The sequence below is a fragment of the Tessaracoccus sp. MC1627 genome, assembly GCF_014164725.1.
Classification (GTDB): domain Bacteria; phylum Actinomycetota; class Actinomycetes; order Propionibacteriales; family Propionibacteriaceae; genus Arachnia.
The window spans coordinates 136,756-162,685 of sequence record NZ_JACJGA010000002.1 but is presented as its reverse complement, the minus strand read 5'-3'; the positions used below and the strand labels follow the sequence as shown (position 1 = coordinate 162,685).

The following is a 25,930-nucleotide window of genomic DNA, read 5'->3' as shown; positions in this document are numbered from 1 at the left end:
TGATGGTGGCATGAGTCGCACACGACTGAGCACGACCGTGGACGCCGGCCTTCTCGAGCGCGCCCGCAGGGCATCAGGAAAGCCGGACTCGGCGCTGGTCGACGAGGCCCTCGCTGCGTTGCTGGCCAGCCGTCGCACTGCAGAGGTGGACGCCAGCTATGCCGCCTACGACGCGCACCCGCTCGATGAACCAGACGAGTGGGGGGACCTGGCCTCCTTTCGACGGGCGGTTGCGGCCTCATGACGCAGTTCCCCGCACGCGGGGACGTGTGGTGGTGTGAGATGCCGGAGATCGGGCGCAGGCCGGTCGTCATCCTGTCTCGCGACGCCGTGATCCCACGCCATCGCCGGGCACTCATCGCGCCATGCACCACCACCATCAGGAATCTACCGAGCGAAGTCCTCCTCGAGCCGGGAGAGACCCGGTGCCGCTGCGCTCGGCGGTCAACCTGGACTCTATCGAGAGCGCCTCGCTAGCGATCCTCGTCCAACGTCTCGGCCGCGTCTCCGATGCCCGCATGCGCGAGATTTGCGCCGCCCTTGCCACCGCGGTCGCCTGCTCAGACTGAGCTTCGCCATCGCCGTGGAGCGGATCACCTACCGCAGACCGGCCAGGACGTCGGCCACCTCCGGATCGAGCAGCTCGACGACGGCGGCGCGGGCCGCCTCCGGGCTGGCGCTGGCGAGCACCGCGTCGAGCATCGCCCGGCAGGTGTCCAGGTCGTGGCGGGCCAGCGAGGCCTTCACCGAACCCACCTTGCCGACGGCCATGGACAGCGACGAGATTCCTGCGCCGGCCGCCACCAGGGCGAGCAGCGGGTCTCCGCCCACCTCGCCGCAGATGCCAACCGGCTTGCCGTCGGCGCCGCGGACGGTGGCGACGATGAGGTCCCACAAAGCCGGCTGCCAGCCGCTGAGCAGGTGCGCCAGGGCCCCGTTCATGCGGTCGGCGGCGAACAGGTACTGGGACAGGTCGTTGGTGCCGATGGAGGCGAAGTCGCACGCGTCCAGGACCTGCGCGGACCTGATGGCGGCGGCCGGGACCTCCACCATGGTGCCCGCCGTCGGGAGTCCGGCGTCACGACAGCGGGCCGCGAACCAGCCGGCCTCCTCAGCCGTGGCCACCATCGGAGCCATCACCCAGACCTCGGCGCCGGTGGCCTCCCGCGCCCTCGCGAGGGCGGTCAGCTGGTCCGTGAGCAGGTCGTCGCGCTCACGCTGCAGGCGGAGCCCGCGGACTCCGAGCGCCGGGTTCTCCTCGGCCCCCAGGTCAGCGAAGGCCAGTGGCTTGTCGGCGCCCGCGTCGAGGGTACGGACCACCACCTTGCGACCGGTGAACGCCTCGAACACGGCCGTATAGGTGGCCGTCTGCTCGTCGACAGTCGGCGCGTCGGAGCGGTCGAGGAACAGGAACTCGGTGCGGAACAGCCCGGAGCCCTCCACGTCGGCCTTCGCCGCGCGCTGCGCATCGTCGGCGGTGCCGATGTTGGCCAGGATCTGCACGCGGTGCCCGTCGCGCGTGGCGCCCGGCCCCTGTGACAAGGCCTGCAGCGCGAGTCGGTGCTCGTTGCGCGCGACGAGAACCTCGGCCATCCCCGCGTCGGGGTTGACGATGACCTCGCCTGTGGCCCCGTCAAGACCCAGCGTGTCCGGGGAGGCCGTCAACACGCCGGCGGCCTGGACGACGGCGGGGATGCCGAGCTGCGCCGCCAGGATCGCGGTGTGGGAGGTGACGCCTCCGGCCTCGGTCACGATGCCGAGCACGCGGGCGGGATCGAGGGTCGCGGTGTCCGCGGGCGCCAGGTCCAGCGCCACGATGATGCTCGGCTCGTCGAACTCCGGCACCCCCGGGGCCGGGCGGCCCAGCAGCCGGGCGGCCGCACGCTGGAAGACGTCGCGGAGGTCGCTCTGCCTCTCGGCCATGTAGGCGTCGAGCCCCGCAAGGAGCTCGCAGTACTGCTCGACGGCCAGGTACAGCGCGTCGACGGGGCCGTGGCCCTCGCCGGTGAACGAGGCCACCGCGAACTGGAGACCCGGGTCGCGGGCCATCATCGCCGTGGCCTCGAGGACCGGCCGGGCGTGGTCGTCGGCGCGTTGGGCACGGGCTTCCATGTCCGCCGCGACCGCCTCGAGCGCCTCCGCGACGGCTGCCTCGGCCGCGGCCGGATCGTCGGTGCGCTCACCCGGGGGCGTGATGAGGACGGTGGAGACGACGACGGCCGGGCCGCTGACCGATCCGGGGCTCACCCCGATGCCGTGGATCCTCATGCCGGCGCGTCGTGGTCGACTTCGAGGAACGCGACGAGACGGTCCAGCGCCGCCTCCGCCCCGTCGCCGTCGGCGGTGAGGGTGACCACCTCGCCGTGCTTGACGCCCATCGTCATCACGCCGAGCATGCTGCGGGCGTCGACGGCGCGGCCGCCCTGCTTGGCGATGGTGACCGGGATACCGAGGGAGGAGACCTCGGTGACGAACAGGTTGGCTGGGCGGGCGTGCAGGCCTACCGCCGAGGCGATGGCGACGTCACGGCTGGGCATGGGTGTTCTCCTTCGGGATCCAGATGTGGTCGAAGACCTCGGCGACGAGATCATCGAAGATGCCGAGCTCCCACGCGACGTCGAGCGCGGTGTAGCGGGAGCGGTAATACATGGCGCGCGGGAACGCGGCACGCACGTCCTCCGGCGTGAGGCCGATGTCCTGCGGGCGCGAGGGCGCCCCGGCCTGGCGGAGCTGGTCGCTCAGCTGGGCGGTGGTGACCAGTTGCGCGCGCAGGCGGTCCGCGACGGCGGGCCACCGGTCGACGAGCGGCTTCAGCCGGTCGTACAGGTCGTCGCCCGAGGCGTACTTGGCCTTCGTCTCGCGGACCGCGTGGTCCGCCAGCGCGCCGTCGAAGGTGGACCGGATGTCGGCCTCGATCTCGTCCCACGGCTGCCGCGCGTCGACGGCGGCGCGCAGGTCGAGATTGGTGAGGTCGCGGGCCAACAGGGCCTCGTAGAAGGCGCACATGGCCAGCGACCCGATGGCCACCTTGTCGCCGTGCGACAGCGGAGGGTCCAGGTCCGCGCCCAGGTGGGCCAGCTCCCACAGGTGGGAGAAGTAGTGCTCGGCGCCGGAGGCCGGGCGGGTGCCGCCGTAGGCCTGCATGGCCAGACCGGAGAGGCACAGGCCCTCGACCAGGCCCTCGAAGGCGTCGGCGTCGCCGGCGGCCAGGGCGGCCGGCCGCGACAGTGCCGTCGCAACGCCGGACTGCACCATCGCCCAGACGTCCTCGTCGATCGGCTCGATGCCGGTGACATCTGCGAGGATCCAGTCAGCGCCGCCGGGGATCTTCGCGGCGAGGTCGCCGTACCCGGAGGCGGTGAGGAAGCCGGGGGCCGCGGCCACCACGTCGAGGTCCATGATGACCACGACCGGGGCCTTGCAGTTGCGGGTGACCTTGACGCCGTTCTCGCTCATCGGCGCGCCGGCGCCGGTGTAGCCGTCCATCGATGCTGCGGTGCCGACGACGGCGTAGTCGCGGCCCATCTCGAACGCGGCCAGCTTGACCAGGTCGTTGAGGGTGCCAGACCCGAGCGCGACGGGAAGGGCCTCCCCCATGCCGGCCTTGATGGTCTCGCAGTTCTCGTACGAGGCATACAGGGTGGGCGTGCCGGGGAAGATCAGCGGCGCCACGGTGGCGCAGCCGGCCTCCTCCAGCGAGGAGGTGAGCTGCTCCCCGGCGGCCGCCCAGGTGTTCTCGTCAGCCACCACGATGTAGGGGCCGGTGCCCAGGTGGGCGGCGAGGTGCCGGCCGGACTCGGCCAACACCCCTCGCCCCACTGCGGCGCCACGGGTGTCGACGGCCCGTGCGAGGGCGTCGGTGAGCGTCTGGCTGGTCATTCGAACACCAGCGGCGCGCCCTGCACCAGGGCGGGCACCTCGTCGACGCCGGTGAGGTGGACGGCGCCCGGCATGCGGGGCTCGGCCTCCCCGTCGAAGACGAGGGTGACGTGCCCGAGGTTGGCGAGATTCTTCTCAGCGACCTCGCCCAGCGCGGTGATGGTCCAGACCTGGGGGCCGATGCGCACCGTCTGTCCGACGGCCAGCGTCCCGGTGAGCTCGGCCTTCTCGATGATGAAGCAGTAGGAGCGCAGCGACTCGGGGGCGTCGCCCGCGAAGGTGATGGCCATCTTCTCGGCCAGGAACTCGGGTGCGTCCGGGCCGACTTCGACGACGGTGGTGGTGTACGACATGGGTCTGATCCTTTTCTTGTCAGGAGGCCGAGTAGAGGCCGATGCTGGCCAGCCAGGCGACGGCGACGCGGGGGACGCCGTTGATGAAGCGCGAGTACAGCACCGACGGTACGCCGACGGAGATGGTCTCGGGCTCGGCCTCTTCGAGGCCCAGGCCGACGGGGATGAAGTCGGCGGCGTTCTGGGTGTTGATGGCGAAGAGGGCCGGTAGCGCGAGGTGCGGCGGGACGTTGCCCTTGCCGATCTCCACGCCGATGAGGGTGCCGATGAGCTGGCCGATGACGGCGCCGGGGCCGAGCAGCGGGGACAGGAACGGCACGGAGCAGATGAAGCCGAGGACCAGCAGCCCCCAGCCGGAGCCGGCGAGCGGGGTCATCAGCTGCGACAGCCACGCCCCGAGCCCGGAGGCCTGGATGATGCCGATGAGCATGGCCACGAAGCCCATGAACGGGATGATCGTGGTGAGCATGGTCTGTACGGCCTCGCGGGCCGCCTGGTAGAAGACCGAGATGACGCGGCCGGCGCCGAGACCGATGCTCTCCAGCAGGCTCTTCTTCTGCTTGGCGGCCATCTGCTCGGTGAGCTTCATGTTGCGGCCGTCCTCGCGCTTCGGCGGCGCGGCCACCTTCGGGGTGCCCGAGGCGGAGGCGCCGGCGGCGGCAACTCCGGCACCCACCAGTGCGGCCTCTTCGTCGTCGGCGAGCTTCACCTGGGAGGAGCTGACGGCAGAGACGTAGATGCCCTCGTTGATGAACTGCGCCAGCGGGCCGGTCTTGCCGGTGGGCACGATGTTGACGGTGGGGATCTGCTTCTTCGGGTAGAGCCCGCACCGCAGCGATCCGCCGCAGTCGATGACAACGAGGAAGGTCTCGTCGTCGGGGACGGAGCCGGTGAAGCCGTTGACGGGCTCGGCGCCGCTGAGCTCAGCGATCCGGTCCACCACGTCGGGCTTCATGCCGCCGCCGACGATGTAGACGATCTTGTTCTTCTGCTCGGTGGGCGTGAGAGTGAGGGGGCCGCCGTAGCCGCCCGGGCCCTTGCTGACGGTGATGGTGCGGTACTCAGACATGGAGAGCCTTTACCTGATCGGACAGGACGATGCCCTGTTGCTTGCTGACGTACTTGGTGGTGTAGTCGGTGACCCATCCGCCGACGAAGTTCATGACCATGCCGACCAGGAGGTAGCGGATGGCGAGTTCGCCGGTGCCGAGTCCGAGGGCGGTGATGCCCTGGGCGATGCCGAGCCAGATGAAGAGCTCAGCGGGGTTGATGTGCGGGAACACGCCGTTGCTGGTGTGGCAGAACTGCGCGAAGCTCGCGTAGTAGCTGGGCTTGTAGCGCTCCGGGAGGAAGCGGCCCAGCGTGAACCCGGCCGGGTTCGTCAGGAAGAACGAGCCGATGAACGGGAGGAAGAGGTAGCGGCTGAGCGGGTTGTTGCCGGCCTTGGCCGCGACCTTGTTGATGCGGTCCTCGCCGATGAGTGCGATGAGGGCGTTCATCGCGATGAGGAGCACCAGGACGAGCGGAACGATCCCGGACATCCAGGACAGGAACACATCTGCGCCTGTCTGGAAGAGTCCGATGAACCATTCAGCTCCCGCGACGAGATAGTCGAGAATGTTCATTCTCAACTCCTTTCAGGGGGGTGTGGACGAGGCGGCGGGCGCCGCCTCGAGGGCGCGCTGACCCACGGGTGGGCCTGCGGATGGAGAAGGGGTGGGTGGCGAGCGGGCCGGGTCAGCCGGCAATGGGGGCTGGGCGCCTTCGTCGGACAACGCCCGAGACGGCGTCGATCGTGCGGGCGAGAGCGGTGGGGGGCTCAGGGGCCTTCTCGCCGCTCAGGATGATGCGGTAGTTGTCCTTCGCGTTGGCGACGGCCTTGACCACCGACTTCCCGAAGCGGGCCGCGACGGCCGGGTCCACATCGGAGATGTGCTGACCGGTGAAGTCCTCGAAGGGGCGGAACCGGGCGACCACGCTCACGCCGTGCAGGCGCTGGCCTTCGAGGATGACGCCGTCGTCGTCCAGGCCGAACATCACGATGGCGCCCTGAACGATGCCGCCGCGGAACTTGCCCATGGCCACGCGGCCGCGGCGGCGCATGTCCACGAACAGCGTGGAGAACGCCTTGGCCTGCTTGAACGAGAGGGCGGACTGGGCCACCCACGACAATCCGATGGCGATGATGAAGATCCAGAACATCAGTGGAGCCTTTCCCCGAGGGTGTGGGTGTGCATGGAGTAGTAGAAGTCTTCGAAGGTGGTGGCCTGCGAGAGCTCGGTGAGCAGGTCGCGGCGGGCGCCGAGGCGGAGCACCTCGTCGTAGACCTGGACGAGGATCCCGTGGCTCTGGCCGGCGTCGGCGGGGACGCCCAGCAGGACGACTAGACGGACCCCCTCCTCGCCGGGTTCCCTGGCCACGACGCCGACGGCGAGCATGACGTCGGTCTGCGTCTCGAGGGTGGCGTGGGGGAAGCCGAGCCACGGGTCCAGCTGCATCCGCGCCACCTCCTCGCGGGCCCTGATCCGGTCGCCGAAGCCGGGCTCGACGTTGCCGCGGGCCTCCAGGTGGCCGGTCATGAAGTCGACGGCGTCGGCGTAATCGGTGCCGCTGGGCAACGCGAAGAAGTGCTGGTCGTCGAGCGAGGCGGCGATCACCGAGCTGGGCCTGCCCGTGGCGGCAACGGGGAGCCGCAGCTTCAGCCGCTCGAGCTGGCGCTCAAGGGCCGAGCTGTCCAGGACCCGCGTGATATGAAGGACGGGTGCCGTGCAGGCGAGTTCGTCGTCTCCCGTGACGACGACGAGGTCCGCGCCCTCGAACCGGTCGGGCGTGGCGTCGGCCAGTGCCACGATGACGAAGTGCGCCGAGGTAGGCAGCAGCTTGCTCAGCTGGAGGCGGACGAGCTCTGCGGTCACGCGTCCGGTGCTGGCCACGATCACGATGCTCAGCGGCGATGCACCGGAGCGCTTGCGGCTCTCGAGGAACACCTGGAAGTAGGCGGCCAGGAAGCTGACCTCCGCCTCGTCGACGGGCATGCCCACCTGTTCGGCCACCACATCGGCGGCCACGGTCGCCATGCGATACGCCACCGGGAACTCGTGGCGGATGTTCTTCACGCCCGCGTCGTCGACCCAGATCCGGTAGCGCATCCGGTTGACCATGTAGGCGAGGTGTCGGCCGAACTCGGAGAGGAAGCCGCTGTCGGTCAGGTCGATCTCCATCTCGGCCTGCACCGCCGCCAGGACGTCATTGACGAGGACCGCCGTGTCGCTGACCGCGAACCGCTCCGCGGCCTCATGGTTCTCCGGAGCTCGCATCCCCGCCACAGGGAGGGCGAGGAACACGCGGTCGCCGCCGTCGAGGCGGACGTTGAGGCTTGCGGAGATGCGCTCGGAGAGGGTTGTGGCTAGCTCGTGCGCGGGTGTCGCGGCGAGGCCGGCGTAACGATCGGAGAGGTCGTCGATGCGGCGTTCGGTGCGGGCGCGGTCCACGGCCACGATGGCCCAGCGTGACAGCTCCGGCACCACCGAGCTGTCCAGGCGGACCTCGGAGGCCAGCTGGTGGACGATCAACTCGACCCGCGCCGACGCGGAGTCGGCCGGGTAGGCCATCGGGAAGTGCCACCGCAGGACGTGGAGGCGCTGCTGGAGCTCGGGGCCGCTCAGGGTCAGGCCCGCGTTAGGGCGTCCGTCGATGGTGAGCTCGGATTCGGCCACCAGGTCCCGGACCCTGGCGATGTCGCCCACGACGGTGGTGCGGCTGACCGACATGCCGGCGGCCAGGTCGTCGATGCGGACCGGCACCAGCGCGTGGAAGAGCTTGGCCACGATGTAGGACGCCCGGACCACCGGGTCGTTGAACGACGGCTCCCCCGCGACGCTCGCCCGCACCGCCCGGTAGCGCGGCGGGTCGGCGATCAGCAGCCGGTAGCGCCCGTCGGTGAGGGTAATCGATGCGGCGGTGCCCATCAGGTACTGCAGCGTGGCGATCTCGTTGGCGATCGTGCGGCGGCTGACGACGATGCTGTCGGCCAGGTCGTCGGCGGAGACGGAGCGCTCGGACTCCAGCTCCGCGAGGATGCGTGCGGCTCGGCTCATGGTGGTCACCTCACTTCGTTGTGTCGGTTGGGACTGGGGGATGGTCAGGAGCCGCCGGCGCCGTCGGCGCCGAAGAACGAGTCCCAGGGCACGTCCACTGGCCGGTCCAAGGCGACCACGTCGTGCAGATGCCGAAGCAGCGGAAAGCGCTCGGGCGAGACCAGCCCGCGTTGCGTGAGGAGGACGAGCGCCGAGCCGATGACGACGATGGCCGCGGCCCCCTCAAGCGTCACCCCGGGCATCTGGGCGCGGGCCTCGCTGAACGTGAGCCCGGCACCGACGAGCCGGCCGCACTTGACGTTGCGTCCCCCCATCGAGGTGACGAAGCAGTCGCCGATGCCGGCGAGGCCCAGTGGGGTGCTCGGGCGTCCTCCGAGCAGGTCCATGAAGTCGACCATCTCGATCGAGGCCTGGCCGAAGATCGCGGCGCCGTAGTTGAAGTTGACGTAGCGGCTGCTCGCCTCCTCCCCCATCGCGTCGAGGATGCCGGACATGAACCCCGCGCCGAAGGCGTAGCAGTTCTTGGTAGCGGCGCAGACCTCGACGCCGACGAAGTCCGTGCTGGTCCACACGTGGTAGTGGTCTGTGGCGAACAGGTCCCGCCACATGGCGACGGCCGCCTCGTCGTCGCCGGTGAACACCACGGAGGTGTGGCGGCGGATGGCCACCTCGCCGGCGATGGACGGGCCGGCGATGGCCGAGAACGTGAGCCGGCCGCGCAGATCGGCGGGGATCTCGTCGGCCAGGACGCGCGGAAGGATGGTGAGGTTGCCCTCGGCGTCGGCCTCCATCCCCTTGGCCAGTGCGATCACGTGCATGCCCGGCCTCAGCAGAGAGGCCAGCTGGCGGCCGGCCCAGCGCACGCCGAAGGAGTTGACTCCGCTCATGACGAGGTCGACCCCGTCGAAGGCCTCGGCGGCGTCCTCGAGCTGGTAGGCGGTGGTGCCCGACGGCAGCTGGAGCCCGAGGTTGGGGTGGACCCCCGTGGTCTGGATCGCGTCGACGATGTCGCGGTCGAGGTGGGTGCCGACCAGACGCACCTGATGTCCGTTGTCGGCCAGGGGCGTGGCCAGCGCGCTGGCCATGATGCCGGCTCCCAGGACTGCGATGATCGCCATTGTGTGTCTTCCTACCTCTGCGTTGAGTGTGTCGCCGACCTCTTGTTCGGTAGGACTGACGCTACGCCGCAGCGGCATGCCGGCGCGATAGCCAACGGTGCGGAGCATTTCCTCCGTCGATGCAGAGCCGCGACCTAATCCGCGACCGGCGGGGACGACGGCTGGGGCACGCTTGACTCATCCGCGCGCACCGTCGACGCTGACCCCAGGAGAAGCCAATGATCAACAGCCCCAGCCAGTGGTACGACGCCTACGTCTTCGACCTCGACGGCACCATCTACCTCGGCAACGAGCTGCTGCCGGGCGCCAAGCGGCTGATCGAGGGGCTGCGCGCGGAGGGCAAGGTGGTGAAGTTCCTGTCGAACAACCCCACCAAGGACCCCCAGCAGTACCAGGACAAGCTGGAGGCGCTGGGGCTGCCGACGCCGCTGGAGGACATCGCCAACACAGTCGTCACCACCACCCGCTGGCTGCTCGACCACCACCCCGAGGCGGCGCTGTTCGTCGTGGGCGAGGAGCCGCTGAAGCGTGCCCTGACCGAGGCCGGGTTCCGCCTGACGGAGGATCCGGCCGAGATCGACGTCGTCGTCGCGTCCTACGACCGCACCTTCGACTACCGCAAGCTGCAGATCGCCTTCGACGCGCTGTGGTTCCACAAGCGGGCGATCCTCATCCAGACCAACCCGGACCGGTTCTGCCCGTTCCCCGGCGGTCGCGGTGAACCCGACTGCGCCGCGATCACCGCCGCGATCGAGGCGTGCACGGGCGTGACATGCAGCGTCAGCCTGGGCAAGCCGTCGCCGGTGATGCTGGAGGCTGCGCTGGGGGGACTCGGGCTGGAAGTGTCGCGGTGTCTGATGGTGGGCGACCGGCTGCACACCGACATCCAGATGGCCGTTGACACGGGGATGGCATCCGCGCTGGTTCTGACTGGGGAATCGACGCTCGAGGATGTCGCGGCGCTGCCGGAGGACCACCGCCCCACCTACATCGTGAACCGGATCGACCACCTCCTGCCCTCCTGATCGTCCGCGCGAGTCAGTCAGGCCGTGACGACCCGCTCCTGGTTGAGACGCCGTCAACCTGCCTGTCGCGCAGCGCCTCGCCCAATGACGTCGGCGGAGGTGCGAGGAGCGCAGCGACGACCCCACAACCGTTGGCTGAGCTGCGAGGAGCGCACCGACGACCCCACGACCGTTGGCTGAGGTGCGAGGAGCGCAGCGACGAGCCTCGAAGCCTAAGAAAGGTGACGTTGTCAGCTCGCGTTTCATAGGCTTCGAGGCCGCTGCGCGGCACCTCAGCCAGCGGGGAGGGTCGCGAAAGCACGGGCCACCCCGCCGCGCCCGCTGGCTCACCGAGCCTGTGGTCAGGCGAGGATGAGGTCCGGGTAGTTCGGCTGCCACATGCGGTCGAACACGTCCTGGACCGGATTCTCCAGCTCGATCGCGGCCACGCCGTCGTCCGCGGCCGCCTTCGCGACGGCGATCGCGACGGTGGCCGACACGCGGCGAAGGTCGCTGATCCTCGGCAGCAGCGGGGCCCCCGCGCCCCGGATCCCCACCATCGAGGCGACGGCCTGGGCTGCCGCCGCGATCATCCGGTCGGTGACCCGGGTGGCGCCGCAGACGGCCACCCCCAGGCCCAACCCCGGGAAGACCAGGGCGTTGTTGGCCTGGGCGATGCTGTACTCGACGTCGTCGCGCAGCACCGGGTCGAACGGGGAACCCGTGGCGAGGAGGGCCCTGCCGTCGGTCCACTCGAGCAGATCGGCCGGGGTGGCCTCCGCCAGCGCCGTGGGGTTGGACAACGGCATGATGATGGGCTGGTGCACGTGGGCGGCCATGTCGCGCACCATGTGCTCGGTGAACGATCCCGGCTGGCCGGAGGTGCCGATGAGGAGGGTGGGGTGCACGTTGCGCACCACATCGGTCAGCGACATCGCGCCCCTCCGGTCCACATCCCAGTCCGCCACTTCCGCCGCCGCGCGGGCGTAGGGGCGCTGGAAGTCGCGTACACCCGACGACGAGTCCGTGATGAGGCCTCGACTGTTGAGGCACCAGAAGCGCTGGTGTGCGTCCTCGTCGTCGAGGCCTTCACCCGCCATCATGTCGCGCATGAGGTCCGCGATCCCCACGCCGGCGGTGCCCGCCCCGTGGATGACGATGCGCTGATCGCTCAGCCGCTCCCCCTTGGCCCGGACGGCCGCCAGCGCGGCGGCCCCCACGACGGCGGCGGTGCCCTGCACGTCGTCGTTGAAGGTGCACACCTCGCCGCGGTACCGGGTGAGGATGCGGTGGGCGTTGGCCGCGCCGAAGTCCTCCCAATGGATCATCGCCCGCGGGAACACGCGCTGGGCTGCGGCGACGAAGGCCTCCACGAACTCGTCGTAGCGCTCCCCGCGCACCCGGGCGTGCCGCAGCCCCGGATACAGGTCGTCGTTGAGCAGGCCCAGGTTGTCGGTGCCCACATCCAGCCCGACGGCGATCATCCGGTCCGGGTCCACGCCGGCCGCCGCCGTGTAGAGGCTCATCTTGCCGTGGCAGATGAGGATGCCACCCACGCCCTGGTCGCCGATGCCCAGGATCCCCTCCGAGTCGGTCACCACCACGATGTCGATGTCGTCGGCGGTGCGGCCGCTGGCGCGCAGCGACTCCTCGATGTCCTCCGGTGAGTCGATGGACAGAAACACCCCGTCGAGGCGGGTGAACTGCCGGCTGAACTGCTCGATGGCGTCGCCGATGGTAGGGGTGTAGACGATGGGCATCATCTCGTCGAGGTGTTCGCTGAGCAGGCGGTAGAACAGCACGGTGTTGCGGTCCTTGAGCGCGGCGAGGCGACGGAATTTCGCCATCGGCAGCCGCGCCTCCAGGAACTGCTCGTAAGCGCGGTGGACCTGTGCATCGATGGGTGTGACACCGGTCGGCAGGAGGCCGACCAGGCCGAGGTTCCGGCGCTCCTCCGGGGTGAACGCGGTGCCCCGGTTGAGGCGGGGCGTTCTCAGGATGGCTCTGCCTCGGACATTCACCTTGACTCGTGAGCCGTGGTTGCCGGGGAGGACCTCGTAACGACGTTGTTCAGGCACGCCTCCAAACCTACCGCGAGCGGGCAGCCCGCCGTAGGTCGCAGGGATCAGCGGCCGGTCCCGGCCAGGCTCCGTACGGCCCACTCCACGGCCTCCGACAGCTCGCGCACGTGCTGATCGTCGTCGAACACGTTCATCAGGCGACACGTCCGTTGCTGGGACTCGGTCATCCCCTGCACCACGAAAGACACCCCGCGTCCCTTGAACTGCCGCCCCACGGCCTTGATCGCGTCGGCGCCGGAGGCATCGAGGATGGTCATCCGGTGGCATCGCAGGATCACGGCGCTGACCTCGTCCTCGACGGCCGTGACCTCGTCGACGAAACGGCGCGCGTTGCCGTAGAACAGGGCCCCGTCCACGCGGAACACCGCGACCTTCGGGCGCAGGTGCTCGTGCTCGGGGCTCAGGTCCACGTCGCCCTCGCGGGTGTTGGTGGGCAGTCGCTGGCGGGCGACAACGGAGTAGGACGCCATGTGCCGCAGGCTCATCAGCGCCGCCATTCCGATGCCCAGCAGCACGGCTGCCACGAGGTCCAGGAGGATGGTGGCGCCCAGCGTCAGCCAGAACGTGTTGCGGTCCGCCCGCGTGACGCTGCTGAGGGTCCGCACAAGGCCCAGGTTGATCATGCGGCCGGCGGTGACAAGCAGCACGCCACCCAGCGCCGCCATGGGGATCAGCGACACGAGCGGCGCCAGGAGCAGCATGACCAGCAGAAGGACCACCGCATGGGAGACGGACGCCAGCCGGGTCTTCGCGCCGGAGCGCACGCTCACCGCGGTGCGGGCGATGGCGCCGGTGGCGGGAAGCCCGCCGAAGAAGCCTGACGCGACGTTGGCGAGCCCTTGGCCCATGAGCTCGCGGTCCGGGGTGGTCGGGGTGACGTCTGGTCGCATACCGTCGGCCACCCGGGCGGACAGGAGCGACTCGAGCGCGGCCAACGCCGCCACGGCCAGAGCCGGCATCGCCAGATCCTGCAGCAGGGCGAGGCTGAACTGAGGCATGGCCGGCATCGGTAGCCCGGTGGGCAGCGCTCCGATCCGGTCCACGTCCGCCCCGGTCAGCTCCACGGCCAGCGTGGCCACGACGATGGCGATCAGGGAGAGGGGGAGGTGCCGGAAGAAGCGGTGCCCGATGAGGTGCACCGCGATCACGCCCACCGCGACCAGGATCGGCTGCCATGCCCGTGACCAGTCGGTGGCGGACAGGGTGAGCCACGACGACACCAGCGTCGACTCCGCCTCCCCGCGCTCGGTCCCCAACACCAGCGGTATCTGCTGAAGGGCAATGATGACCCCGATGCCGATGGTGAACCCCTCCACCACGGACAGCGGGATGAAGTCCACTGCGCGCCCCACCGCCGTCAAGGCCATGGCCACGACGAGGATGCCCGCCAGGATGGCGAGCAGGGGCACGGTCTCGACCCCGTGTTTCGCGATGACGGGAAGCAGCACCACCGTCATGGCCCCGGTGGGGCCGGACACCTGGAGGTGGCTGCCTCCGAAGATGGCTGCGACGACGCCCGCGATGATCGCGGTGACGAGCCCCGCTGCCGCTCCCACCCCCGAGGCGACGCCGAACCCGAGTGCCAACGGGAGGGCGACGACGCCGACGGTCACGCCCGCGATCAGATCCTTACCCCATGAGGAGCCGAGCCCGGCGTAGTCCTTCGGGGTGGGCCATAGCCCGGCGAAGCTCACCAGGTGGCTGCCGGCGAGGGTTCGGTAGCGTTCGAGCTTCTCCCGGGGTGTCAGCCGTTTCGCTTCGATCCTGAAATCCCTGTTGCCCACGCTCACCCTCTCCGAGAGGTCAGGGTACGCCCGATCCACGAGGCGCCGCTCATCGGGGTCAGGCGCCGCCCCCGGCTCAGCGCAGGAAGAGCGCCTTCAGCCGCAGCGTGGCCGCCGTCGTGCCCAGGACGATCATCACCGCGAAGTACGCCAGGTGCCCCCAGATCGACGGCTGGATCAGGCCGGTGGTGAGCTGGCGCACCATGTCCACGGCGTGCCACAACGGCATCGCCATGATCACCCACTGCACGGACTGCGGGTACACGTCGATGGGGAAGAAGGTGGCCGACAGCAGGAACATCGGCAACATGACGAAGTAGACGATGTCCAGGTGCTGGAACGACTTCATGAAGCTGGTGGCCGCGAGCCCGATGGCCGCGAACCCGAACGCCACCATCAGGGCGGCGGGGATGGCGAGCACAGCCGTCCAGGACAGGTTCAGCCCGAGCGCGGTGGTCACCACCATGAACCCGCACGCGTAGAGCAGCCCGCGGAACAGCGCCATGATGATCTCGCCCAGCGCCACATCCATGGGGCCGAGCGACGTGGAGAGCATCTGGTCGTAGATCTTGCCGTAGCGCATCCGGAAGAAGACGTTCATCGTCGAGTCGTAGATGGCACCGTTCATGGCCGAGACCGCCATGAGCGCGGGCGCGATGTAGGCGGCGTAGGGCACGTCGCGCCCGTAGAACTCCACCGAGCCGATCAGCGCGCCGAGGCCGAGCCCCATCGAGAGCAGGTAGAACACGGGCTCGAAGAAGCCGGTCAGGATGATCAGCCAGTTGTTGCGGGCGACCACCCTCATCCCGCGGGCGACGACCGAGCGGGTGTTGCCGCCGTAGAGGCCGGCGAGGAACGCCGGCACACGGGGAGCGGGAGCCTGAACGGGGGACGTCATTCGTCGAGCCTCCGCCTGAACGTCCGGATGGACAGCCATCCGCAGACCACCGCGAGCAGGGCGAGGAATCCGATGTGCACGGACACCATGAGGACGGTCAGCGGCTGCCCGTACATGGCCCAGCGGCCCAGCTCGGCCGCGTGCCACAGCGGGGAGACCCACCCGATGGGCTGGAGGTATCCGGGCAGCGTCTCGAGAGGGAAGTAGGTGCCGGAGAAGAGCGTGAGCGGCACGACGACGAACCGCTCGATGAAGGACAGTTGGCCGCGGTCGTCCTTCTGCGTGGCCACCCATGCCATGACCGCGAACCCCACGGCCACCGACAGGAGCAGTCCGACGGGGAGCAGCGCCAGGGCCCGCAGCGGCCCTGCGATCCCGAACAGCACCAGCGCGGCGAGGTAGAACCCCAGCACCGGAAGCACCCGCAGCAGCGCCGCCACCTGCACGCCCACCGCCATCTGGGCCGGACTGATCGGTGTCAGCCGCATGGCGGGGAAGGTGTTGAACCACTTGAACCCGCCGAACACCCCGTAGGTGTTCTCCTGTGCTGACGTCAGCATCGCCGTCGACATCACCAGGGCGGGGGCGATGAAGGTGAGGTACGGCACGCCCTCGATGCCCGCGCCTGCGTCGACGAGCGCGCCGAGGCCGGCGCCGAGCCCGAGCAGGTAGACGATCGGCGAGCCGATGCCGGTGACCAGCAGCGTGCCCAGGTAGCGGCGCATCCGGTGGAGGTGGTGCTCGACGACGGCCCACCACCCCCATTGGGCGACGACGCGGTGGTCCGCGGCCATGCCGCGGTCGATGACGGGGGCGCGGGGGGTGACGTCTGCGCTCATTCGATGAGGCTCCGCCCCGTGAGGCGGAGGAACACGTCCTCCAGGGAGGATCGCCGCACCAGAGACGTGACCGGCTCCATCCCGCGCTCGATCACCGCCTGAAGGGCGTGTTCGCCGTTGTCCGCATAGATGAGGACGCGGTCCGGGAGCACCTCCTGCCGCTCGCCGATGCCGGCCAGCACGCGGGCGGCCTCCTCGTTGCGCGCGGACCCGAAGCGCACCTCCAGCACCTCGCGGGTGGAGTACTGGCGGATCAGCGACGGCGGGCTCCCCTCCGCGACGATCCGGCCCTTGTCGATCACCACGAGCCTGTCGCAGAGCTGCTCGGCCTCGTCCATGAAGTGGGTGGTGACCACCAGCGTCACTCCCTCCTCTTTGAGGCGGAACAGCCGGTCCCACAGGACGTGGCGGGCTTGGGGATCGAGGCCGGTGGTGGGCTCGTCGAGCAGCATGATCTTCGGGTTGTTGATCAGGCCGCGCGCGATGGTGAGGCGGCGCTTCATGCCGCCCGAGAGGCCGTCGACGCGGGCCAGGCGCTTGTCTTTCAGCTGGGCGAAGTCCAGCAGCTCCTCGGCCCGCTGCTTGACGTAGGCGCGGGGAAGGCCGAAGTATCGGCCGTAGACGGTGAGGTTGTCGATGACGCGCAACTCCTCGTCGAGGAGGTCTCCTTGGGGGACGATGCCGAGCTGGGCCCGGATCTGCGGTCCGTGGTGGTTGGTGTCGAGGCCGAGCACGGTGAGTTCGCCGTCGGTGCGGGTGGAGGTGGCGGCGATCATCCGCATGGTGGTGGACTTGCCCGCGCCGTTGGGCCCGAGGAAGCCGAACGACTCCCCCGGCGCGATCTCGAAGTCGATCCCGTCGACGGCGGTGAGGGTGCCGTAGCGCTTGGTCAGCGCGCGGGCGGTGATCACTGGCTCAGTCACCCGCGACACACTACGACACCCCACCGACGATTCACACGGCCGCTGCGCAGGGCCCACCAGGCTTCGACACGACGCAGGGCGACGCCCGCCGACTGAGCCGCGGCCATCCCGCTGGCTGAGGAGCCGCGAAGCGGCCTCGAAGCCTAGGAAACGCGAGTTGACAAGGTCACTCTCCTCAGGCCTCGAGGCTCGTCGCTTCGCTCCTCATACCTCAGCCAGCAGGGGTCGGCACCTCACCCCTGCCGAGGTGTCACTTGCGCGAGCGGTTGCCCGACGTGCGGGTCACCTGGACGATGGTCGGGCGGGGCACCGCGACCTTGTCGCCCACCTGGACCGGGCCGCTGGCGGGCAGCTGGTCCGGGAAGTACGACGTGTGGGCGCCCCAGCTGCCGTCCTCCCCCGGGTGCTGCACGGCGACGAACACGGACTGGTCCTTGTCGTGGATGACTGGGCCGCAGGTCTCAGCGTCGCGAGGCACTGCCAGGAACTGCTGCACGCGTCCGCGCTCCGGGCCGGTGAGCGTGACCTTGTGCAGCGCATCGCTGAGGCCGATCTTGCCGGGGGCGCCGTCGGTCGAGATCCAGAGGTTGCCCTCGGAGTCGAACGCCAGGTTGTCCGGGCAGCTGATTGGGGAGACCTTGTTCTTCGGGAAGCCGGAGAAGTAGGCCGACGTCGAGGCGGCCGGATCGCCGCACAGGAGAAGGATGTTCCAGGCGAAGGACTCCGCGGCGGCGTCATTCCCTGCCTCGGTCATCTCGATGACGTGGCCGTCGCGGTTGCCAGTGACGGGGTTGGCCTCGTCGAGGGCGCTGACGGAGCCACGTCGGCTGTTGTTGGTGAGCGCCAGGTACACCTTGCCCGTGAGAGGGTTGGGCTCCATGTCCTCGGGGCGGTCCATCCTGGTGGCGCCCATCTTGTCCGCCGCCAGGCGGGTCCACACCAGCACCTCGTCGACGCTCATGCCCGGCACCAGCGACTGCGTGCCTCGGACCAGCGCGATCCATTCCCCGGTCCCGTCGAAGGCACCGTCGGAGGGCAGCGCGCCGGTCCCGTTGATCTCGGACTGCGGGGAATTGCCCGAGTACCTGGCCACGTACAGGGTGCCGTCCTCGAGGAGGCGCATGTTGTGCGCCTTGTCGCCCTTGCGGTACATGGCCGAGGAGACGAACTTGTAGACGTAGTCGTTGACCTCGTCATCGCCCATGTAGACCACCGCGTGCCCGGACTTCGAGATCGCGACGGTGCCGGCCTCATGCTTGAAGCGTCCCAGCGCCGTGTGCTTGACGGGCGTCGACGTCGGGTCCTCGGGGTCCACCTCGACGATCCAGCCGAATCTGTTGGCCTCGTTGGCGTAGCCGGGCTTGGTGAGGTTGAACCGGTCGTAGTGATCCTCCCAACGGCGGAAGGTGCGCCCCGTACCGATGCCGTAGCGGCGCTCTTCGATGGAGCCGGTGCCGACGAAGTACTGGTTGAAGTTCTCCTCGCCGGAGAGCACGGTGCCCCAGGGCGTGGTGCCGCCGGCGCAGTTGTTGAGGGTGCCGATCACCTTCGTGCCGGAGGGGTCGTCGTCGGTCTTCAAGAGCTTCGAGCCCGCGGCCGGGCCGCTCACCGAGAACTCGGTGAACCCCGTGATGCGGCGGTTGCGGCGGCCGCCGCGCACGTAGGTCCACACGTCGCCCTGCTTGGCTCGGGTCAGCTCGACGACCGACAGACCGTGGGCGGCCAGGGCGGCGTCGACGATGTCGCGCTTGTCGGTCCCGGGCGGGAACATGATGTTCTCGTTGGTGTACTCGTGGCTGGTCACGAGGTAGCCGGAGCGGTCGTTACGGCCGTCGGAGACGATGTTGAGGTAGTCGCAGTTGTAGCCGAACTGCTTCGCCTGGGAGTCTCCGGTCTGGTTGGCGATGTCGAAGTCGGGCGAGTCAACGAACAGCGGGTCGCCCCACCGGATGATCGGATCCCACCGGTAGCCCTCAGGCACGGTGATGGTGTCGACGGTGCGCGCCGTCGGCTCGATCGCGGTGAAGGGGAGCTTGCCGCCGCCCTTGGGCGGGTTGCCGAAGTCGGCCGCAGCGGGCTGGGCCCACCCGCCCACCACCAGTGCGCCGGTCACTCCGGCGCCCGCGCCGAGCGCGGCGCGGCGGGAGAACACACCGCTGACGATGTCGCGGAAGGACTCGTTGGCTGAGGTGTTCGGGGCGGGGTGCGCGCAGGCGCTGCCGCACTTGAGCTCGCAGGTGACGGGCGAGCGGTTACCGCGGGTGTGGCCGAGCATGGGAAGCAGGCGCTTCATGGAGGGTCTCCTCTTGGTGGTCGGGGGGTCCCGACCATCCAACGCGACAGTGGCGACGACTTCCCCCACCCTCAGGTGACCGTTCGGTGAACACTCGGTGACCCCGCCCCTGCCGCGCTGGGGGTTTGAGCAAATGGAACGGGTCAAACCCCGAAGCGGCCCATTTGATCGATCACATTCACCGCGACCCGTTCCATTTGCTCAAACTCCACCCAGCCACAGGCGATGCAGAGTGGGGTCGGGGACCAGTTCGGGGTGGAAGGTACAGGCCACGACGGCGCCCTGACGGACCGCGACCGGCTCGTCCCCCCTGGTGGCCATCACCTCGACGCCTGCACCCACCCGCTCGATCCTGGGTGCCCGGATGAACACGCCCCTCATCCGGTGGGGCGCTCCTGCGCCTGCGGGCAGGCCCGACGGCGGGTCGGGCCGGGCATGCCCCATCGCGACGCTCGACCGTGCTCGCGCAGCTGCCGGGGTCAGCTCAACGTCGGCCTCGCCCGACGCGAGCTGGGCCCCGAACGCGTTGCGCCGCACCGTCACATTCAACCCGCCGATGGTGGGCAGCCCCGCGAGCGCGGCCGGGTCCGCGACATCGTCGGCGAGCAGGATCAGCCCCGCGCAGGTGCCGAACACGGGCAGCCCACCGTCGATCCGGTTCCGGATGTCCGTGAGCAGCCCCGACGGGCGGGCCAGCCTCGCGATCGCCGTCGACTCTCCCCCTGGCAGCACGAGGCCGTCCACCCCGGCGAGATCGGCGGGGATTCGAACCAGGCTCACGTTGTGACCCAGCAGCCGCAGCACGGCCGCGTGCTCCCGGACAGCGCCCTGGAGCGCCAGGATGCCGACAATCACCAGCCGCGCTCGGACAGCCGGTGCGGGGCAGGCACGTCGGCCACGTTGATGCCCACCATGGCCTCGCCCAGACCCCGCGACGCCTCCGCGATCGCCGACGGATCGGCGAAGTGGGCGGTCGCGGCCACGATGGCCTTGGCGCGCCGCTCGGGGTTGCCGGACTTGAAGATGCCGGAGCCCACGAACACGCCGTCGGCGCCGAGCTGCATCATCATGGCAGCGTCTGCCGGGGTGGCGATGCCGCCGGCCACGAACAGCACGACGGGGAGCGCGCCGTCGCGCGCCACGCGCCGCACCAGCTCGTAAGGGGCGGCCAGCTCCTTGGCGGCCACGAACAGCTCGTCCTCGGACTTGGCGCCGAGCGCGCGGATCTCGCCCTTGATGGTGCGCAGGTGCTTCATCGCCTCGGAGACGTCGCCGGTGCCGGCCTCGCCCTTGCTGCGGATCATCGACGCGCCCTCGGTGATCCGCCGCAGCGCCTCACCCAGGTTGGTGGCGCCGCACACGAACGGAACGTCGAAGCGGGTCTTGTCGATGTGGTTGACGAAGTCCGCGGGCGAGAGCACCTCGGACTCGTCGATGTAGTCCACCCCCAGCGCCTGCAGGACCTGAGCCTCGACGAAGTGGCCGATGCGGGCCTTGGCCATCACCGGGATCGACACCGTCTCGATGATGCGGTCGATGAGATCCGGGTCGCTCATCCGGGCCACGCCCCCCTGCGCGCGGATGTCGGCCGGCACCCGTTCCAGCGCCATCACCGCGACGGCGCCCGCCTCCTCCGCGATCCGGGCCTGCTCGGGGGTGACGACGTCCATGATCACTCCGCCCTTCAGCATCTCGGCGAGACCGGTGTTGACGAGGGCGCGTGGGGACACGGGTGTATCGGTAGCAGTCATGGAGACGATCTTCGCCGCCGTTTCTGGACCAGACAAGGGCCAGACCCTTCCCAGTTTGTTGGGCCAGTTGTAGGGTGAGGGTCATGGAGTCGGACGCGCTCTCCACGCTTGCGCTGGATCGCACTCCGGGCGCCGCCCCGCTCCCGGCGCAGATCGCAGCGGGTGTCCGCGGACTCATCGCCTCAGGAGCTCTCGCGAGCGGCGATGTGTTGGCCTCCAGCCGGTCCGCAGCCGAGACCCTCGGAGTGGCCAGGGGAACGGTGAGCGCAGCCTACGACCAGCTGGCAGCCGAGGGATACCTGGTCACGAGGGACCGCTCAGGAGTGCGTGTGGCCCCCAACCTGTCCTCGGCCGCCCCTCGCACCCCGGCTCCAGCCCGGCGCACCCCCTCGTCGCCGCACCGCCCCCCGCTCGACTTATCGTCCGGGCACGAATCCTCCCGCCCCCTGGATGACGCCCTCTGGCGCTCCGCCCTGCGGGCCGCGGTCTCGCCGGGCGGACCACAGCTGACCGACGCCATCGCTCAGCACCTGCGCCTCATGCGTGCCATGGCGGTGGACCCCTCGGCCGTGATCGTGACCGCAGGCGCCCGCTCCGGACTGGCGCTCCTCCTCGGGGCGGTGGCCAGGCGCACGGGCGTGCGGCCACGTGTGGCCGTGGAAAGTCCCGGCTTCCCCGGCCTGCGTCGGGTGCTGGAGGTGTTGGGTGTGGAGGTGATCCCGGTACCCGTCGGGAGCGACGGCGTGGATGTGGGTGCGCTGGACCGCGCGCTGCCCCTGGACCTGGTCCTGGTCACGCCCAACCATCAGTTCCCCGCCGGCACGGCGCTGCACGCCACCGGCAGGCAGGCGCTCATCGGCTGGTCGATGCGCACGGGGGTCCTGCTGGTGGAGGACGACTACGACTCCGAGTACCGCCACCTCGGGCCGCCCCTACCCCCGCTCTGGAGCCTGGCGCCCGACGTGGTGGCCCACCTGGGCACCTTCGCCGCAGTACTCGGCCGCGACGTCGGGACGGGATACCTGGTGGCCCCGCCGTCGTGGCAGGACGAGCTTCTGGAGGCGCGGGCCGCACTCGGTGGCGGAGTGGCGCCCATCGTGCAGCGGGCCTTGGCGCGCTACCTGCAGACCGGCGGCCTGCGCAGGCGCCTGGCAAGGGCCCGTCGCCGGGCGGACGCCGCCCAGGCTGAGGTGACGCGGCGCGTCGACGACCTCCGTCTCGGCCCCGTCGTCGATTCCGTGACCGACACCGGACACCTACTGGTCCTTCACATGTCCGCCGAGGCAGCCACCGCGGTGCGCGTGGACTGCAGCCGGCGCGGGCTCCTCATCGCGGACCTCGCCGACGGGTGGGCCGGGAACCCAGGGCTCACCGGGCTCCTGCTCAGCTACGGGGGCCACGAGCCGGGCGACGTCCGCCGGGCCGTGGCCGTCCTGGCCGACGCGGTGGGCGCGCCGGGCGCAGACCTCACGTCTGGATGATCTGGAACCGCACCCCCTGGTCACCGGCCATCGTGGCCAAGCGACAGGGGTAGCCGGCGAACCTAAGCGGGAGCCTCACCCGACGCCGTCACGACGGCGGGCTGCGCCGGATAATCCTCCGGTCCGAACATCGAGCGCCGACCCTCGAAGGCCCGCCCGAGCGTCACCTGGTCCGCGTACTCGAGGTCACCGCCGACCGGCAGACCGCTGGCCGGCCTGGTGACGCGCACACCGAAGTCTCGGAGCATGCGGCTCAGGTAGGACGCGGTGGCCTCCCCCTGCGTGTCCGGGTCCGTGGCGATGATCACCTCGCTGACCACACCGTCGGCGAGGCGCTGGAACAGCTCGCGTGTGTGCAGGTCCGCCGGGCCGCGACCGTCGATGGGCGAGATCGAGCCGCCGAGGACGTGGTAGAGGCCGCGGAACTCGTTGGTGCGTTCGATGGCCACGACGTCCTTGGACTCCTCGACGACGCACAGCTGGCTGCGGTCGCGGCGGGGATCCCGGCAGACGCGGCAGCGCTCCTCCTGCGAGATGTTGAAGCAGACCTCGCAGAATCGGGAGGACTCCTTCACGCGCCGCAGGGTGTCCGCGAGCAGGTAGACCTCCTCCTCCGGGGCGTCGAGGAGATAGAAGGCGATGCGCTGCGCCCCCCGCGGGCCGATGCCCGGCAGCCGGCTCAGCTCGTCGATGAGGTCCTGAATGGGCCCTTCGTACACGGCGGCGGTCAGCCCCCGAGGCCGGGCATGGGCGGCATCGACGGCAGGTCCGGCATGGCCGCCGCGGTGGCTGCGTCCGCTTCGGACTTGGCTGCACGGAACGCCGCGATGATGAGGGCTGACAGCGTCTCCGGGTCCTCCGGGTCCCACGCCTCGGGCGTGATGTCGAGCCTCTCGATGTCTCCGGCGCCGGTGAGGGCGACGGTCACCACGCCCCCGCCAGCCGAAGCGGTGAAGGTCTTCTCGGCGAGCTCGGCCTGGGCGCGCGCAAGGTCTTCCTGCAGCTGCTGGGCCTGCTGCATCAGGGCATTGATGTCGAAGTCACCAAACATGGTTCGTCTACTCCTGGGTGGGTTGGGGAAAGCTTAGGTGGGCGTCACGGCTCGTTGAGATCGCGCACCGAGATGACCTCGGCGCCGAAGGCGTTGCTCAGCAGCTCCTCCGCGTTGTGGGCCGAGTCCAGCACCTCGTCGTCGGTGGAGACCTCCGGCTCCGGGCTCGGATCCGGAGGGGCGACGACGGCCGCCGGCTCGGGCGGGGCGGACGGCGCCACCGGCGCACCGGAGGGGCGCTGGACGGGCTGCGACGGGGCGTCCTCGCCGGAGACCATGACGGCCTGGATCCGCAGCTCCACGCCGATCACCTGGATGAGCGCGTCCGCCAGCACGTCCTGGCTTCCGCCACTGCCGAAGTTGTCCTTGGGTCCGCTCTGGGTGAACCCGAGGTGCAACACGCCGTCGGTCACGTCCAGCACCTGGGCGTGCTGGCTGAGCAGCATGAACGTGAAGCGGCGGCGACGCTTGACCTCCTCCAGCACGTTGGGCCAGACCCGGCGCAGCTCAGCAGCGTTCAGGCCGGCCCGCTGGGCCGGGGTGGCCGACGGCGCCTGCGGCCGGGTGGGCTCTGGCGTCCGCGCAGGGGCCTCTCCGGGGTTGGCTGCCGAGGCCTGGGCGGGCGGCGACCCGGCGGAACGCTGACGCGGCGGCTCGCCTGCGGGCCTGCGCTCAGCCGGCGCCGACGGCGGCGCAGGTTCGGGCGCGGCCTCGGGAGTGGGGCTAGGGGTGGGCCGAGGCGACCTGGCCGCGGCGCGGGGCGTCTCGATGCGTTGGGTGGGTTCCCCGACGTCCTCCCAATCCGCGACCTTCGCGGCCGACTCGCCGTCGCCCATCATGCCGACCCGCCTCTCGAGCCGGTCCATCCGCGCGTGCAGCCCGCGCTCGTCCGCGTCCGCGCCGGGCAGCAGCACCCGGGCGCACATCAGCTCCAGGTGGAGCCGCGGCGCGGTGGTGCCTCGCATGTCCGTGAGGCCGGTGGCGATCACCTCGGCGGCCCTGGTGAGCTCGCCGGCCCCCAGGCCCGCCACCTGGGTCTGGAGGCGCTGCGCCTGATCCGCGGCCACATCCAGCAGTCCGTTGGTGGCGGCCTCCGGCACGGCGGCGAGGATGATCAGGTCACGAAGGCGGCGCAACAGGTCTTCGGCGAACCGGCGCGGATCCTGCCCCACCTCGATCACCTTGTCCACCGTCCGGAACACGCCGGCCGAATCCCCCGCCGCGAAGGCGTCCATGATCTCGTCCAGCAGCGCGTCCGGGGTGTAGCCGAGGAGGGCGGCGGCCTGCGTGTAGCTGACGCCCTCCTCGCCCGAGCCGCCGAGCAGCTGATCCAGCACAGAGAGGGAATCGCGCACCGATCCGCCTCCGGCGCGCACCACCAGCGGGATGGCGGCCTGATCCACCGCGACACCCTCGCTCTGGCAGATGTCCGCCAGGTAGTCCACCAGCATCCGCGGAGGCACCAGCCGGAAGGGGTAGTGGTGCGTGCGCGAACGGATGGTGCCGATGACCTTCTCGGGCTCCGTGGTGGCGAAGATGAACTTGGTGTGCGGGGGCGGCTCCTCGACGAGCTTGAGCAGGGCGTTGAAGCCCTGCGTGGTGACCATGTGGGCCTCGTCGATGATGTAGATCTTGTAGCGGCTGGCGACGGGGGCGAAGTAGGCGCGCTCCCTCAGGTCTCTGGCGTCGTCCACGCCACCGTGGGAGGCGGCGTCGATCTCGATCACGTCGATGGAGCCCGGCCCGCCTCGCGCCAGGTCCTTGCAGGAGTCACACGTGCCGCACGGCGTGTCCGTGGGGCCCTGCTCACAGTTGAGGCAGCGCGCCAGGATGCGGGCCGAGGTGGTCTTGCCGCAGCCGCGCGGCCCGGAGAACAGGTAGGCGTGGTTGACCCGGTTGCTGGCCAGCGCCCGCTGCAGGGGCACGGTCACGTGGTCCTGACCGATCACCTCCGAGAAGGCGTCCGGCCGGTAGCGACGGTAGAGGGCCAGGGGTGACGCGGGAGACTCGCGGCGGGGGCCGGCGCTCAGCTTCGACGGCGGCACGTGCAGCGCGGGCGCATCGACGGTGGCCTCAGGCTCCAGGTCATCGAACAGGCCGGGGCCGTCCATCGGCTCGAAGCCGGGCAGATCAGCTGCCGCGACCCCCTCGTCGGCGATGGGGGCGTACTCGTCCTCGTCGTAGTCGTCCACGCGACCCACCCTATTCCAGAGGCCCGACAATTCCAGCGGCAAAGAAAGGGGTCCCTCGCGCACCCAGCAGAGCTCACTTACCCTTGCTGCCTTCCGACCCTGGGGGGGTTGGGCGAGATACCGCCGCGCGAGGAACCTCCGTCAACTCTACCCCATCCCCTGAGGCTCCCGGGAGCCGATGAGGCC

General features: G+C 70.1%; 24 protein-coding genes and 1 other RNA gene. 4 read left to right on the top strand and 21 right to left on the bottom strand.

Going from position 1 to position 25,930, the window contains the following annotated elements:
• Positions 1–10 precede the first annotated feature (10 nt).
• Positions 11–244 carry a DUF2191 domain-containing protein gene (locus H5399_RS05870; protein WP_182782100.1) on the top strand — a complete coding sequence of 78 codons (234 nt, stop codon included), beginning with the start codon at positions 11–13 and terminating at the stop codon, positions 242–244.
• Positions 241–477, top strand: a complete 237-nt coding sequence (locus tag H5399_RS18465) for a type II toxin-antitoxin system PemK/MazF family toxin (protein WP_220490869.1) — start codon at positions 241–243, stop codon at positions 475–477. The genes H5399_RS05870 and H5399_RS18465 overlap by 4 nt, the downstream gene beginning before the upstream one ends.
• A 120-nt stretch (positions 478–597) precedes the next feature.
• On the opposite strand, the gene ptsP is transcribed toward H5399_RS18465, so the two are convergent.
• The 9 genes from ptsP to H5399_RS05820 all read right to left on the bottom strand — a co-directional run bounded on the left by ptsP (position 598) and on the right by H5399_RS05820 (position 9,447).
• Positions 598–2,268, bottom strand: a complete 1,671-nt coding sequence (ptsP, locus tag H5399_RS05860; protein WP_182782099.1) for a phosphoenolpyruvate--protein phosphotransferase — start codon at positions 2,266–2,268, stop codon at positions 598–600.
• Positions 2,265–2,537 (bottom strand): HPr family phosphocarrier protein, encoded by a 273-nt coding sequence (locus tag H5399_RS05855; protein WP_182782098.1) that lies wholly within the window; start codon positions 2,535–2,537, stop codon positions 2,265–2,267. The genes ptsP and H5399_RS05855 overlap by 4 nt, the downstream gene beginning before the upstream one ends.
• A complete protein-coding gene (locus H5399_RS05850; RefSeq protein WP_182782097.1) occupies positions 2,524–3,879 on the bottom strand; it encodes a sn-glycerol-1-phosphate dehydrogenase in 1,356 nt (451 codons plus the stop codon). The genes H5399_RS05855 and H5399_RS05850 overlap by 14 nt, the downstream gene beginning before the upstream one ends.
• Positions 3,876–4,232, bottom strand: a complete 357-nt coding sequence (locus tag H5399_RS05845) for a PTS glucitol/sorbitol transporter subunit IIA (RefSeq protein ID WP_182782096.1) — start codon at positions 4,230–4,232, stop codon at positions 3,876–3,878. Before H5399_RS05845 ends, H5399_RS05850 begins: the two co-directional genes overlap by 4 nt.
• Positions 4,233–4,251: 19 nt before the next feature.
• Complete coding sequence (locus tag H5399_RS05840) at positions 4,252–5,301, bottom strand: PTS glucitol/sorbitol transporter subunit IIB (protein ID WP_182782095.1); 1,050 nt, start codon at positions 5,299–5,301, stop codon at positions 4,252–4,254.
• Positions 5,294–5,857, bottom strand: a complete 564-nt coding sequence (locus tag H5399_RS05835) for a PTS glucitol/sorbitol transporter subunit IIC (protein ID WP_182782094.1) — start codon at positions 5,855–5,857, stop codon at positions 5,294–5,296. Before H5399_RS05835 ends, H5399_RS05840 begins: the two co-directional genes overlap by 8 nt.
• A 112-nt stretch (positions 5,858–5,969) precedes the next feature.
• A complete protein-coding gene (locus H5399_RS05830) occupies positions 5,970–6,434 on the bottom strand; it encodes a transcriptional regulator GutM (protein WP_182782093.1) in 465 nt (154 codons plus the stop codon).
• Positions 6,434–8,329 carry an HTH domain-containing protein gene (locus H5399_RS05825; protein WP_182782092.1) on the bottom strand — a complete coding sequence of 632 codons (1,896 nt, stop codon included), beginning with the start codon at positions 8,327–8,329 and terminating at the stop codon, positions 6,434–6,436. The genes H5399_RS05830 and H5399_RS05825 overlap by 1 nt, the downstream gene beginning before the upstream one ends.
• Positions 8,330–8,373: 44 nt before the next feature.
• Positions 8,374–9,447, bottom strand: coding sequence for a 2-dehydropantoate 2-reductase N-terminal domain-containing protein (locus H5399_RS05820; protein ID WP_182782091.1), 1,074 nt, complete (start codon positions 9,445–9,447; stop codon positions 8,374–8,376).
• Between the two features lie 218 nt (positions 9,448–9,665).
• Here H5399_RS05820 and H5399_RS05815 point away from each other — a divergent pair, with 218 nt between their 5' ends.
• On the top strand, positions 9,666–10,472 hold the full coding sequence (locus H5399_RS05815) for an HAD-IIA family hydrolase (protein WP_182782090.1): 807 nt from the start codon (positions 9,666–9,668) through the stop codon (positions 10,470–10,472).
• 341 nt (positions 10,473–10,813) lie between these two features.
• Here the strand turns inward: H5399_RS05815 and H5399_RS05810 are convergent, their stop codons facing one another.
• From H5399_RS05810 to pdxS, 8 genes are all read right to left on the bottom strand, one after another.
• Positions 10,814–12,529 (bottom strand): NAD-dependent malic enzyme, encoded by a 1,716-nt coding sequence (locus tag H5399_RS05810; protein WP_182782089.1) that lies wholly within the window; start codon positions 12,527–12,529, stop codon positions 10,814–10,816.
• 47 nt (positions 12,530–12,576) lie between these two features.
• On the bottom strand, positions 12,577–14,316 hold the full coding sequence (locus H5399_RS05805; protein ID WP_182782088.1) for a SulP family inorganic anion transporter: 1,740 nt from the start codon (positions 14,314–14,316) through the stop codon (positions 12,577–12,579).
• 76 nt (positions 14,317–14,392) lie between these two features.
• Entirely contained in the window at positions 14,393–15,214 is an 822-nt protein-coding gene (locus H5399_RS05800) for an ABC transporter permease (protein WP_182782087.1), read from the bottom strand.
• Complete coding sequence (locus tag H5399_RS05795) at positions 15,211–16,053, bottom strand: ABC transporter permease (RefSeq protein WP_182782086.1); 843 nt, start codon at positions 16,051–16,053, stop codon at positions 15,211–15,213. The genes H5399_RS05800 and H5399_RS05795 overlap by 4 nt, the downstream gene beginning before the upstream one ends.
• A complete protein-coding gene (locus H5399_RS05790) occupies positions 16,050–16,985 on the bottom strand; it encodes an ABC transporter ATP-binding protein (protein WP_370585691.1) in 936 nt (311 codons plus the stop codon). Before H5399_RS05790 ends, H5399_RS05795 begins: the two co-directional genes overlap by 4 nt.
• A gap of 241 nt (positions 16,986–17,226) precedes the next feature.
• Complete coding sequence (locus tag H5399_RS05785; RefSeq protein ID WP_182782084.1) at positions 17,227–19,269, bottom strand: PhoX family phosphatase; 2,043 nt, start codon at positions 19,267–19,269, stop codon at positions 17,227–17,229.
• A gap of 201 nt (positions 19,270–19,470) precedes the next feature.
• Complete coding sequence (gene pdxT, locus H5399_RS05780; protein WP_370585690.1) at positions 19,471–20,124, bottom strand: pyridoxal 5'-phosphate synthase glutaminase subunit PdxT; 654 nt, start codon at positions 20,122–20,124, stop codon at positions 19,471–19,473.
• The gene (gene pdxS, locus H5399_RS05775) at positions 20,121–21,020 is read right to left on the bottom strand and encodes a pyridoxal 5'-phosphate synthase lyase subunit PdxS (RefSeq protein ID WP_182782083.1); all 900 of its coding nucleotides are present in this window, start codon (positions 21,018–21,020) and stop codon (positions 20,121–20,123) included. The genes pdxT and pdxS overlap by 4 nt, the downstream gene beginning before the upstream one ends.
• An 83-nt stretch (positions 21,021–21,103) precedes the next feature.
• On the opposite strand from pdxS, the gene H5399_RS05770 reads away from it, so the two are divergent.
• Positions 21,104–22,501 carry a PLP-dependent aminotransferase family protein gene (locus H5399_RS05770; protein ID WP_182782082.1) on the top strand — a complete coding sequence of 466 codons (1,398 nt, stop codon included), beginning with the start codon at positions 21,104–21,106 and terminating at the stop codon, positions 22,499–22,501.
• A 62-nt stretch (positions 22,502–22,563) separates the two neighbouring features.
• Here the strand turns inward: H5399_RS05770 and recR are convergent, their stop codons facing one another.
• The 4 genes from recR to ffs form a co-directional block, all read right to left on the bottom strand.
• Complete coding sequence (gene recR / locus H5399_RS05765; RefSeq protein ID WP_182782081.1) at positions 22,564–23,220, bottom strand: recombination mediator RecR; 657 nt, start codon at positions 23,218–23,220, stop codon at positions 22,564–22,566.
• Between the two features lie 8 nt (positions 23,221–23,228).
• Positions 23,229–23,552, bottom strand: coding sequence for a YbaB/EbfC family nucleoid-associated protein (locus H5399_RS05760; RefSeq protein ID WP_182782080.1), 324 nt, complete (start codon positions 23,550–23,552; stop codon positions 23,229–23,231).
• Between the two features lie 44 nt (positions 23,553–23,596).
• A complete protein-coding gene (locus tag H5399_RS05755; RefSeq protein ID WP_370585689.1) occupies positions 23,597–25,744 on the bottom strand; it encodes a DNA polymerase III subunit gamma and tau in 2,148 nt (715 codons plus the stop codon).
• Positions 25,745–25,787: 43 nt separating this feature from the next.
• Positions 25,788–25,884: signal recognition particle sRNA small type (gene ffs / locus H5399_RS05750), an RNA gene on the bottom strand.
• Between the last annotated feature and the right edge of the window lie 46 nt (positions 25,885–25,930).

What these genes read in the sequence shown, in the direction of transcription:
- H5399_RS05870 (WP_182782100.1), top strand. Translation starts at nt 11, where the DNA reads ATGAGTCGCACACGACTGAGCACGACCGTGGACGCCGGCCTTCTCGAG.
- H5399_RS18465 (WP_220490869.1), top strand. Translation starts at nt 241, where the DNA reads ATGACGCAGTTCCCCGCACGCGGGGACGTGTGGTGGTGTGAGATGCCG.
- ptsP (WP_182782099.1), bottom strand. Translation starts at nt 2,268, where the DNA reads ATGAGGATCCACGGCATCGGGGTGAGCCCCGGATCGGTCAGCGGCCCG.
- H5399_RS05855 (WP_182782098.1), bottom strand. Translation starts at nt 2,537, where the DNA reads ATGCCCAGCCGTGACGTCGCCATCGCCTCGGCGGTAGGCCTGCACGCC.
- H5399_RS05850 (WP_182782097.1), bottom strand. Translation starts at nt 3,879, where the DNA reads ATGACCAGCCAGACGCTCACCGACGCCCTCGCACGGGCCGTCGACACC.
- H5399_RS05845 (WP_182782096.1), bottom strand. Translation starts at nt 4,232, where the DNA reads ATGTCGTACACCACCACCGTCGTCGAAGTCGGCCCGGACGCACCCGAG.
- H5399_RS05840 (WP_182782095.1), bottom strand. Translation starts at nt 5,301, where the DNA reads ATGTCTGAGTACCGCACCATCACCGTCAGCAAGGGCCCGGGCGGCTAC.
- H5399_RS05835 (WP_182782094.1), bottom strand. Translation starts at nt 5,857, where the DNA reads ATGAACATTCTCGACTATCTCGTCGCGGGAGCTGAATGGTTCATCGGA.
- H5399_RS05830 (WP_182782093.1), bottom strand. Translation starts at nt 6,434, where the DNA reads ATGTTCTGGATCTTCATCATCGCCATCGGATTGTCGTGGGTGGCCCAG.
- H5399_RS05825 (WP_182782092.1), bottom strand. Translation starts at nt 8,329, where the DNA reads ATGAGCCGAGCCGCACGCATCCTCGCGGAGCTGGAGTCCGAGCGCTCC.
- H5399_RS05820 (WP_182782091.1), bottom strand. Translation starts at nt 9,447, where the DNA reads ATGGCGATCATCGCAGTCCTGGGAGCCGGCATCATGGCCAGCGCGCTG.
- H5399_RS05815 (WP_182782090.1), top strand. Translation starts at nt 9,666, where the DNA reads ATGATCAACAGCCCCAGCCAGTGGTACGACGCCTACGTCTTCGACCTC.
- H5399_RS05800 (WP_182782087.1), bottom strand. Translation starts at nt 15,214, where the DNA reads ATGACGTCCCCCGTTCAGGCTCCCGCTCCCCGTGTGCCGGCGTTCCTC.
- H5399_RS05795 (WP_182782086.1), bottom strand. Translation starts at nt 16,053, where the DNA reads ATGAGCGCAGACGTCACCCCCCGCGCCCCCGTCATCGACCGCGGCATG.
- H5399_RS05785 (WP_182782084.1), bottom strand. Translation starts at nt 19,269, where the DNA reads ATGAAGCGCCTGCTTCCCATGCTCGGCCACACCCGCGGTAACCGCTCG.
- pdxS (WP_182782083.1), bottom strand. Translation starts at nt 21,020, where the DNA reads ATGACTGCTACCGATACACCCGTGTCCCCACGCGCCCTCGTCAACACC.
- H5399_RS05770 (WP_182782082.1), top strand. Translation starts at nt 21,104, where the DNA reads ATGGAGTCGGACGCGCTCTCCACGCTTGCGCTGGATCGCACTCCGGGC.
- H5399_RS05760 (WP_182782080.1), bottom strand. Translation starts at nt 23,552, where the DNA reads ATGTTTGGTGACTTCGACATCAATGCCCTGATGCAGCAGGCCCAGCAG.